This window comes from Streptomyces sp. NPDC088124 (assembly GCF_040685895.1).
Lineage (GTDB): Bacteria > Actinomycetota > Actinomycetes > Streptomycetales > Streptomycetaceae > Streptomyces.
On sequence record NZ_JBFBJB010000114.1, the window covers coordinates 1 to 8697 of the forward strand.

General features: G+C 69.9%; 7 protein-coding genes. 4 read left to right on the plus strand and 3 right to left on the minus strand.

Annotation, left to right across the window (positions count from 1 at the left end; translation table 11 throughout):
- Positions 1-523: 523 nt before the first annotated feature.
- Positions 524-691, minus strand: coding sequence for a hypothetical protein (locus tag AB0P17_RS42800; protein ID WP_365820474.1), 168 nt, complete (start codon positions 689-691; stop codon positions 524-526).
- Between the two features lie 155 nt (positions 692-846).
- Between AB0P17_RS42800 and AB0P17_RS42805 the strand changes: the two genes are divergently transcribed.
- From AB0P17_RS42805 to AB0P17_RS42815, 3 genes are all read left to right on the plus strand, one after another.
- Positions 847-1980: a hypothetical protein gene (locus tag AB0P17_RS42805; RefSeq protein WP_365820476.1), complete on the plus strand. Its 1134-nt coding sequence runs from the start codon at positions 847-849 to the stop codon at positions 1978-1980.
- A gap of 452 nt (positions 1981-2432) precedes the next feature.
- On the plus strand, positions 2433-4883 hold the full coding sequence (locus AB0P17_RS42810) for a hypothetical protein (RefSeq protein ID WP_365820478.1): 2451 nt from the start codon (positions 2433-2435) through the stop codon (positions 4881-4883).
- Positions 4880-5404: a hypothetical protein gene (locus AB0P17_RS42815; protein WP_365820480.1), complete on the plus strand. Its 525-nt coding sequence runs from the start codon at positions 4880-4882 to the stop codon at positions 5402-5404. The genes AB0P17_RS42810 and AB0P17_RS42815 overlap by 4 nt, the downstream gene beginning before the upstream one ends.
- A 91-nt stretch (positions 5405-5495) precedes the next feature.
- Here AB0P17_RS42815 and AB0P17_RS42820 read toward each other — a convergent pair whose 3' ends face one another.
- Positions 5496-6020 (minus strand): hypothetical protein, encoded by a 525-nt coding sequence (locus tag AB0P17_RS42820; protein WP_365820482.1) that lies wholly within the window; start codon positions 6018-6020, stop codon positions 5496-5498.
- A gap of 191 nt (positions 6021-6211) precedes the next feature.
- On the opposite strand from AB0P17_RS42820, the gene AB0P17_RS42825 reads away from it, so the two are divergent.
- Positions 6212-6877 (plus strand): hypothetical protein, encoded by a 666-nt coding sequence (locus tag AB0P17_RS42825; protein ID WP_365820484.1) that lies wholly within the window; start codon positions 6212-6214, stop codon positions 6875-6877.
- 141 nt (positions 6878-7018) lie between these two features.
- Here AB0P17_RS42825 and AB0P17_RS42830 read toward each other — a convergent pair whose 3' ends face one another.
- Entirely contained in the window at positions 7019-8473 is a 1455-nt protein-coding gene (locus AB0P17_RS42830; protein WP_365820486.1) for a hypothetical protein, read from the minus strand.
- Between the last annotated feature and the right edge of the window lie 224 nt (positions 8474-8697).

The window sequence follows — 8697 nt, forward strand, 5'->3', positions numbered from 1 at the left end:
CCCGCGGAGCGGGTAAGAAGCTGCTGCGCAGCTTCCCAGCGAACTCCCGTGCTGCGCACGGGAGTTGAAATGACACCCCGCGCGTTGCGCGGGGTGATGGAGTGAAGCTCCTCGCGTTGCGAGGAGCTGGGCCTCTGCGCTGCGCTCCGAGCCCTGTTTCCTTCCGTCAGGACTTTTGCTGAATCCGGATATTGGGCTGGTGCCTTCCAACTCTCCGCTCGCGCTCCGAGTCGGCGGCTCCCTCGTCGCTGCGCTCCTTGAGGGAGCCTCGGGGTCCGTCCGCTGCGCTCCCGGACCCGGCCCGCGTTCGCGGGCGGCTGGCTACGGGGCGGGGGCTGGGCTGGTTCGTCGGCTGTTTCCTTTGCTTCGGAACTTTTGGTGAATCCGGGTTATGGGGTGTGCCCTACTGGGCTGGGGGGTTGTGGTGGGTGGGCCGTGGTGTGTGCGGACGGGGTGAGGTGATGTCAGTCCGAGGCGCTTGCACAGGTGTTGGGTTCCTCTTCGCGTGTGTCGCCGGGGTGTGTCAGTCGTGCTGCCACCAGGTCACCGCGAGGCCGGCCAGAAGGGCACCAATGTGACGGGCGGCTCCGGTGACGAGTGCCACGGAGACGAGGCGCCACCACGAGGCCGGGGCGGGTGTCACGTCACCCTGGTGCGGGATGGTCGAGGAGGTGTGGTTCTTCTTCGGCATCGCGAGGTGTCCTTCGTTCGGGCCGGGTTCAGCGGCGTGGGCTGTGGTGCTGGGACCAGTGAGCCAGAGCCGCGAGACCGCAGAAAATTGCGCTTCTTGGGGTTGTAATGGTGGGCATGGCACGAGGGGCGCCGAGTCCGGCTGATCTGCAGGTGGTGCGTGAACTTGCCGCGCACGAGGTGGCGGTGACGCCAAGCCAGCTGGAGAGCTGGCGGCGGGTGGGCTTGTTGCCGCGTCATCGGCGGCGGGGGCTGGGGCGCGGCCGGGGGTCGGTGGTGGACGCGGTCGATCCGCTGGTGGTGGAGGGCGCGGCGGCGCTGGCCCGGCATCTTCGGCAGGGGCGGGACCGGCGGCTGGCCGTGCTGGGGTGGTTCGCCGAGGCCGGCACGCCGCCGGTGCGGCCGGGGGCGTGCCGGGTGCCGGAGCCGCCGGTGGCCGCCGTGCGCGAGGCCCTGGTGTGGGCGCTGCAACGCTCGGCGTCGCAGCGGCTGGTGGAGTTCGCGCGCAGCGCGGCCGGGGCGGGCGAGGAAGGACAGGACACGCTGTACGCGGCCGCCGGGCGGCTCATGGGGCCGTACCGCGGGGCGGCTAACCCCGCGCTGGTGCGTGCGGCGCTCGAAGCCGGCGGGGACGTGCCGGCTGAGGCCGAGGGGCCGGACTTCAGGAGCATGGTGCACGTGGCCGCCGCGATCGGCCTGGGCGCGCAGGAGGTCGGGGCGGACGCGCTGGCCGAGGCGTTCGCCGCCTTCGGCATGTTCGGGCTGACGGCCGAGGACTGGGCGCAGATGCTGGGTGCCGCGGAGCGCGGCGAGGGGCCCGAGGTGGACTGGGGACTGCTCCAGCAGAACGCGGACATCGTGGCCCAGGTGCAGAGGGCGAGTGACGAGGAGCTGGTGCGCGCACGAGAGGTGTTGGTGGGTCTGCGTATGTTCTACGCGCTGTACATGCTGCACGGACTGCTCCTGCCGGACACCCCCGCGCAGGCCGCGCTACGGCAGCGGATCGACGACTGGGGCATGTTCCCGGCCCTGGACCACGTCATCGCCATCAACCCCTCCCCCAGACAGTTCGCCGAGTCCCTGACGGTCTGCCTCGAGCCGCCCTTCGACAACCTCTACGAGACGCTCATGAAGCAACTCGCGGAAGACCCGCACATCTTCAGCATCCCCGGCGACGACACCAGTCCGGCCGGCTTCGGCGAGACCTGGTTGCGCACCCTGCGCGAGCTGACGAACCCCGGGCGGGCGGTGGGCGGCGGCGCGGACAACGGCTCTGGTCGGTCCGGCTGAAAGATCTTGAAGGAACTGGAGTCGGCGGCCAGTTAGACGTATGACGCAGTGCGTGATCTTGTGATTCTACGCGCGTCTTCCATGGGCTTATCATGCAACTTGTCTGATTCATATGGTAACTGGCACTCTGTCAGGGCACGTCAGTGGTCCTGACGACCTGCCAGCCCCGTGCCGCCGTCGGCGGAGAGGGCGTGAGCCGTGCGCCGCGGAGGCCCCGCTGTTTCAGGGTGATGTTCCGGTGGCGTGCACAGTCTCCGGTGGTGGACTCGAAGGGGCAGACGGTCTTCGCCGCTACGCGCTACTAGGCGCGGGACGGTGACGGCGGCCCTCGTCGGTGCTCCCTGGACGGGAGTGCCCGCGGTTCGGGTGCGTGCCGCACCCGGCGCCGCCGGATGCGCCGAGTCGCGCCCGGGGCCACGAGGGCTCCCGGAGTTAGGGACCGTCTGTTCCTTATGTCTGCCCAAGAGACCCCTGAGGGGTCCTTCCCGCCTCCGACCCACTCGACCTGGGCGGAGAACCTCTACGAGGCCATCTTCAACACCTGCGTGGCCGAGGGCTTCGCGCCCGTTCCCCGCCAGGCCGTGCTGGAAGGTCTCGCTCCGGCGCTCGGTCGGGGTGAGGCCAAACGCGTCACCGAGCGCCGTCGCGGGAGCCGTTTCCTGCGCGCCACGGCGTACCACATCGAGCAGCGCGACACCGATGGAGCGTTGCTGGTGCTGAAGGTGGAACTGCACGGGGCGGCGACGCTGCCCTGGGTCATCAACGACCGTACGCGCAGCGCGTGGCTGCATCCGTCTGCCGAGAACCAGGAGCGCCTGGAGGAGCTCGTCGACCAGCAGCGGTTGGTGGCTGCGTGGACCGTCGGGGTGGAGCGTGCGAAGGCGGCGTTGCGGGCGCTGGCCTCGACCGCGACGCCGGCGGAGAAGGACGCGGCGGTGGCCGCGGTGGCGACCGCCGAGGAAGAACTGGCGTGCGCGAAAAAGGAGCTGGAGGCGTGCGAGCAGGCGCTGGGCAAGCGGCGTCCGCTGCCGGTGGTGCGGGCCGTCACCGAGGACGGGGCCCCGCTCGCGGCTCTCACGACGGAGGATGTCCGTGCGGAGGTGGCCGCCGAGGTGCAGCGGTACGCCGTGGAGATGCTGCGGCGTCGGGCGCGGCAGCGTCCCTACGACCTGGTGGAGTCCCTGGTGCAGGAGGGACAGCGGGATTCCACCGTGGTCGTGTTGCAGCGGACTCCGGTGATCGACCGGGACGGGGCGCGGCGGTACGTCTGGCGGGGTCAGCAGGCCACGGGTGCCAACCGTGCCGATGCTCGTCTGGAGACCTTCGGGATCTCGGCGCAGCAGCTTCTGACGGGGGTGCCGCAGGCTGTGCTGCGGCTGCCTGGGGAGGAGGAGAACCGGCGGATGGTCGTGCGGGGGCTGGGTGAGATCCTGCGGCGGATCAGCGCCCTGCTCAACGCCGAGTACGCCGACCCCGACCGGGCCCCGGAAGGGCGTGCGCAGCGTGCGGTGCGGATCGCGCAGGTGCCGGCCCGGGTCGTGGTCGGCGCCAAGAAGCCGGAACGGCTGGAGGAGTCACTGCGCCAGCTGAACGTGCACGAGCACCTGCGCGGCCAGCTGGACTACGAGGACATGGACCGCTCCCTGGGGCTGTGGTCCACCCTGGTCAAGGCCTACCAGGCCGCGGGGCTCCTGGGGGAGTTGCTCGCCCAGGAGGTCGCCCAGGGCCGTATCGTGGCCGGTGAGCTGGACGAGAATGCGATCGCCGATGCTCTGGTCGGGGCCCGCGCGCTCGACGTGCTCAAGGTCCTGCTGTCGCCGGGCGACGAAGTGAGCCCCATGACCCTGCGGGATGTGGCGATCCGCTGCGCCACCGTCATGGTGTTCCCGCCGGTCCCGCCGCGTCCGGAAAATCTGGCACCGCGTGCCCCGATGCCCACCGGCCGGTACTGGCCGGTGGTGCGTACCGCCCTGCAAGAGGCTTCCTGGGCTCAGCGGAACGGGGACAGGGCCAAGCGACGGACGGAGATCTGGGCGGCCGTGGTCGCTCAGCACTTTCTCCGCCCCGGTCCCCCCGCCGCCGCCGAGGGCCTGTTCGGCAAGCCCGAGGTGCAGTTCGGGGTGCGGCCCGATGCGCGCAGCCTCGCATCGCTGCTGACCGCCTGCCGTCAGGGGGATGCCGCGGCCTGGGAGACCCTGGTACGGCGGCATCTGGTGCCCGGCATGATCAGCGGTGCTGAGCCGTTCATCACGCCCAACGAGGGCTCGTTCAAGGCTGCGGACCGCAAGGGTGTGCGGCGCTCGCCGTCCAACGCGGTCCAGTCGCTGGTGAACGCCTACACCCACCCGCCGCAGGGAGTGACCCGCGAACTTCTGTTGGCGTTCGCCGAAGAGGTCCTCCACGCGCCCGATGCCGGCTTCGGTGTCCCTGATCAAGCACCCGGCACCTTCTGGGCACCCGACCCGCTCGGTCACCCGCGCGAGGGGGTCCTCGCCGACAAGGAGTGGTTCGATGACCTCTTCCCCCTGACGTCGTTCCGCAAGGGCGAGCGCCAGAAGCCGCCTGCGGACGCCGGCGCCGAGGTCCAGGGCAGCGGCGAAGACACCGTGGAACTCGAGGAGGAGATCCAGGAGAGCCCGCTGGCCCGCATGACCCGCCTGCGCGCGGAACTGGCCTCCGCGGTAACCAGCAGCACGGTCAGCGCCGCCGCCGTCGCCGAGGAGATCGCCCGGCTCCTTGCGACCGTCCAGGACGCCGTGCGTGCCCGTGAGGACGCCGGCGACGAGATGGAACCCGCCGATGTGCGCGCGCTGTACGTGGAGGACTTCAACAACATCAAGGCGGAGGCCGCCAAGGTCGCGCCGCTGCTGGACAAGGCCACCGTGGCGGTGATGTCGCTGTGAGCGTGGACTGCTGCGCGGAGCCGGTGGCCGGGCCGGTGGCCGACGCGCGGGTGCTGCGCCATGCGTGGACCGCGCTGGGACCACTGCGGTGCGGCGACTGGCCCGCCCCGTACAGCTTGGAGCCCCGCCACCGGGAGGAGACTCTGGCGGTGCTGGACGATGTGCTTGCCGGGCTGTACCTGGCGGTCGACGTCGACGGGCGGCTGCGGTGGCTGGGCAAGGCCCACCGTGACGGTGGCGTCGGCGCCCGGCTGCAAAATCACTTCCGGCATCCGGAGCGGGCCCGGGTCTTCGCAGGGGTGTTCGTCGTGGCAGCCGATCCGTTCAGCCCGCAGAAGGCGATCGAGGCCGCCGAGGGCCGGGCGGCCGACCTGATCGGGCTGCGTGGTCGCATGGGGCCGCGTACGTGGCCCGTGGTCACCCAGGACCAGTGGCTCGCGCTGGTCACCTCGTACCCGGCAATCCGTCGTCCACGCCCGGCTGGGGACGACACCGGTGACCGGCCGGTGGCATCGGCCTGACGGGCCGGGTCCGCTCTTGCGGGTGCCTCCCGCCCGCCGCATCCATGCGGGCCGGGAGGCACCCCGCCCGGCGGGTGAGGGGGCCTGGCAATCAGCCGCCGTCGCGGGCGATGTGCTGGCCGACGGAGGTCCAGATCGGTTCGGCCGGTTCTTCGGGTACGGCGCCTGTGAGGCCGTCGAGGTGCTGGACGGCCTCACGGGTGATGTAGCGGTCGGGGTCGGGGGATTGCAGGTAGCGGCGCAGCAGGTCGGCGTCGAGGTCCTGGCGCTGGAGGTAGGCGGCGAGGGTCCCGACCCGGAGGTGGTTGTGGGCGAGGGCGTCGGTCAGGGCGTACAGGACCGGGCGCTGCCACTGCTTCATGCTGTCGCCGTGCAGGGTCTGCAGGTGCTGGGCGCGGGCGAGGTAGGCGTTGATGCGGCGGCAGTGGTGGGTCACCAGCGCCAGCAGCTCCGGTAGCACCTTGTCGCCCACCGGGCGCGGGGCGAGCTCGACCGTGCGGGGTGCGGGCGCGGGCGGCAGGGTGTCGCGGATCTGCTGCCGACCCATGTTCTGCTGCGGGCCGTGGGGGACGTCGCTGCGCCGCGGCGGTCGTTTGCGCGGGTGGGTGGAGGGCACGGAGCTGCGGCCTGCGCGGCGGCCGTGACGAGGGCGGTGTAGTCGGTTGCAGCCCCATCATCACCCGTCACACGACGCCCCCCGGAAAGTCCCCACACATAAACGGCGGTGGCCGACTGATCCCCATAGTGGGACGCCATCGTCTTGTCCGTGCAGAAGACTGGGGTCACTGTGGAAGAGGAGGTGATGCAATGCCTGACATAGAAGACTTCCCACCGATGAAGGATGCGCTCGAGAGGCTAATCCACTATCGAGCAGGAAGAGAAAAATATCTTTCTGATGGAACACAGGCCCCAGGGCAATTCAAGAGCATACTGACCGAGCCGATGCTCGCCATAACCTCGGCCTCGCCAGAGGAACGGGCGGCTCAGGAGCGCAGTGAAGCCGTGGAGAAGGCGAAGGAGCTCCCCCCGCTAGGCAAGGAGTGTCAGTATCTGCGGATCCTCGCCGCAGACATGAAAGTCGATCTTGCTTCAGCTTTGACCGAAGCTGGGGATGAAGGGGGGATGGGGGCGTCGCCCTACGGGCGAATGATGAGGGCCTTGGAAGAAGCGAACGCCCTCCTGGAAGGCGATGTCGATATTCGGCTCATGGATTACGCAAGGTGGTCATTGGATTACGTCCGTCGTGGCCTGGATGAGCATTGGGTCCGACATCGGCAGGAGGCAGCTCAGCACAGCTACCAGGAGACGGAGGCGACCCGGGAAGCACAGCGCGACGCTGAGACTCGCGCCTATCGGGATATTGCCCTCCCTAAGTCTGGGGGCTGGAACCGCATACCCTCCGGGTACAAGGAGATACAGGAAGACGTCGAGCGCGCCCGCCATCAAGAGCTTCCCGATGAAGGATCTTACTGACGACCCTCGTTCTGCTCGCGGTACGGACGCATCCGGCCCGGAAGCTGGTCGGCGCCCGCGGGAGGTGTTCAGGGGCTCCTTCATGGCCGTGCCGCCATGTCTGCGTGCGTCCGCCCGCGGCTGAGGGCTCGCCCTCCCGGCCTACCGAGCCCTCTGCGATTTACCCCAGGGAAGCCACCGCCTACGGCCGACCACCGGGGTCTCCCGCCCACCGGAAGGAGGTTCGTCCCGTTCTCCTCCTGGGTGGGGCTGGCCAAGCACGGCGGCCTGCACGGCCGGCCAGTCCTGCGTGCGCCACCAGCGGAACAAGTCGCCGGAGGCGATCACGGGAAACGGGAGCGAGTCGACGACCCTGCGCTGATACACCTCAGCAGAACGCTCGGCGGGGTCGAGGCGATGCTGGTGGTTGACGATCAAGGCAGCGCACGTGACAGGCTGGCCGGGCCGCAACTGCGGCCATTTCTCCAGATGCCGTTGAAGCTGCGAGATCAGCTTCTCCCCCGCTGCCCCCGCGGCGGCCTTCACCTCGACCAGGCAGGTGAACCCGTTCAGCACGGCGAGCAGGTCCGCCGACAGGGTGCCGCCCAGTTCCTCGTCCAGATCGGTGACGGCGAAGCCGGCGGCACGCAGTACGACGGCCACCGCGTCTTCCAGCTCGCTGCCGCTGCCGTACAGCAGACCGGCCCGCACGGGTTCGGCCTCCTGCCGCGCCTGCTCCAATTCGTCTTCCAAGCGGGCCTTGTCCTCCAAATAGCGGCGCTCCAGCTCTTCAAGGGAGCTGCGTGCTTGTGTCTCCGCGGGGGTTTCCAGGGCGGGGTCGACATGGTGGCGTGAGCGGACGCGGCGCAGTGCGGCCGGTACGTGCTCGGGAAGGGCACGTTGGACGAGCCAGGCGACCACCTGGTTCCAGTCGGCCCCGTCCGGGATCACGTACCAGATCTGCTGGCCGTCACCGGACGTCCAGCGCGCGACGACGGGCTTGTCCAGGCTGTCGACGAGGATCGGCACCAGCTCGCCCTCGGGCTCGCGCACCGTCGTTCCGCGCGCGCCCTCCCGGGCGCTCGCCTGCACGGTCATCGCCCACCACGGGGCGCTGGGAGGGCGGTTGAGCAGTCTTAGTCCGAGGTCGCGGTCGGCCGCGTCCAGACCGGGAGCCAGGGCGATTTCCGCCCCCGCGAGCAGGCGCTCGCCGACGATCGCGCCGGTGAAGTGGCGGAAGTCCACGCGTCCACCGGGCTGGCCGAAGACCGACCGCACGCGGTCCTCGTCATCGTCCGCCGTGCCCATCGTCGCGATGATGAGCGCGGGCTCGCCGCGCGAGGCCGCCCCGGACAGGAACCTGTCGTATTCGTCGGCGCCGTTCCCGGAAAAGTGGCTCGGGTTGATGGCGGCGGCGCAGGTGCTGGTGTCCATGCCGAGCCAGCGCGGCTCGGCCCCATACTCGGTCCAGGAGATTCCCGCGTACTTGGCCGAGGCTGCGAAGCGGTCGCGTACGTAGTCGTTGGTCTGTGGACCGGGCTCCTCCATCGGGGCGGGGTCGTGGACAGCGATGTGTACGGGGACGAGTCCGTTCGGAGACGAGGTGTGCGCGGCCATAGCCGAACCGTAGCGGCCCGGTGTGACAATGCCGCCGACAGAACACAGCCCTGCTCGCGCCGGGGATACGAGACCGGTAGCCGTTGCCGAGCGGGGACACGCCAGCACGTCCAACGGCAGGGGAAGGGGCCTAGGCCGTGTTTTAGGTCGGGTTTCTTGTTCACGCCTCGCGCTGTGATGATCACCGTGTGGGGCGTGGGGATCTTTCTGATGAGCAGTGGTTG

Bases quoted from the DNA above. Each gene is read 5' to 3' on its own strand.
- AB0P17_RS42800 (WP_365820474.1), bottom strand. From the start codon at position 691: ATGCCGAAGAAGAACCACACCTCCTCGACCATCCCGCACCAGGGTGAC.
- AB0P17_RS42810 (WP_365820478.1), top strand. From the start codon at position 2,433: ATGTCTGCCCAAGAGACCCCTGAGGGGTCCTTCCCGCCTCCGACCCAC.
- AB0P17_RS42825 (WP_365820484.1), top strand. From the start codon at position 6,212: ATGCCTGACATAGAAGACTTCCCACCGATGAAGGATGCGCTCGAGAGG.
- AB0P17_RS42830 (WP_365820486.1), bottom strand. From the start codon at position 8,473: ATGGCCGCGCACACCTCGTCTCCGAACGGACTCGTCCCCGTACACATC.